Below are 912 nucleotides of genomic sequence, written 5' to 3' on the forward strand. Positions count from 1 at the left end.
GCTCATGGGCAGGCCTTTGGCGCGTGCCGTGCGGATAAAGGGGCTGTTCAATACTTCGATCATCGCGCCGCGCGTAATCCGCGCGATACTGGACACATAACCGATGGACAAAGTAACGACAGGCAAAATCAAGTTCATCAGTGCGCCATCGTTCCAGCCGCCCGCAGGCAGCCATTGCAGTCTGACGGCAAACACCAGCACCAATACCGGCGCCATCACAAAACTGGGAACGACGATACCGGTCATCGCGCCGCTCATCAGCGAATAATCCAGCCAACTGTTTTGTTTTAAGGCGGCGATGATGCCGATAAACATACCGAAGATGGCGGCAATCAAAAAGGCGTAGAAGCCAAGTTCTGCCGATACCGGCAAAGATTGGGCAAGCAACTCATTAACGCTGAAATCTTTATATTTGAACGACGGCCCCAAATCTCCCTGTGCCAACTGCTTGAGGTAGTGGAAATATTGGAGGTACATCGGATCATTGAGGTGGTATTTGGCTTCGATGTTGGCCATGACCGCAGGCGGCAAATTGCGTTCACCTGTGAACGGGCTGCCCGGTGCAAGCCGCATCAGGAAAAACGATACGGTAATCAACACCAGCATGGTCGGGATGGAAGCACATATCCGTTTGATGATGAATTTCAACATAATCAGGCTGTCCTGTCTGAACATACCGGACTCGTGAAAACAAGCTGACCTGAAGCGGAAATCGGATGAATGGCAGCAGGCGTCTGAAACGTCGCCGCGCCGGTTTCTCTCTCTATTCCGACCGGGTTATTGTTTTTATTCGGAGTCGGGTAAGGTTTTTTAGTTTTTAGATAATTGTTGTTATAAGGCCGTCTGAAATTTTGTATCCGCCGTTTCAGACGGCCTTTCACGTTAACGCGCCAAAGGTTCGGTGCGTTCAAT

Annotated in this window: 2 protein-coding genes; both read right to left on the minus strand. The window is 50.8% G+C overall.

Going from position 1 to position 912, the window contains the following annotated elements:
- Window positions 1–651, minus strand: a 651-nt coding sequence (locus ACTHUR_RS12485; protein ID WP_440398804.1) for an ABC transporter permease subunit, incomplete at its 3' end; no start/stop codon positions are given.
- A 2-nt stretch (window positions 652–653) separates the two neighbouring features.
- Window positions 654–912, minus strand: a 259-nt coding sequence (locus ACTHUR_RS12490; protein ID WP_440398802.1) for a hypothetical protein, incomplete at its 5' end; no start/stop codon positions are given.

The organism is Neisseria sp. P0021.S007, from assembly GCF_051956855.1.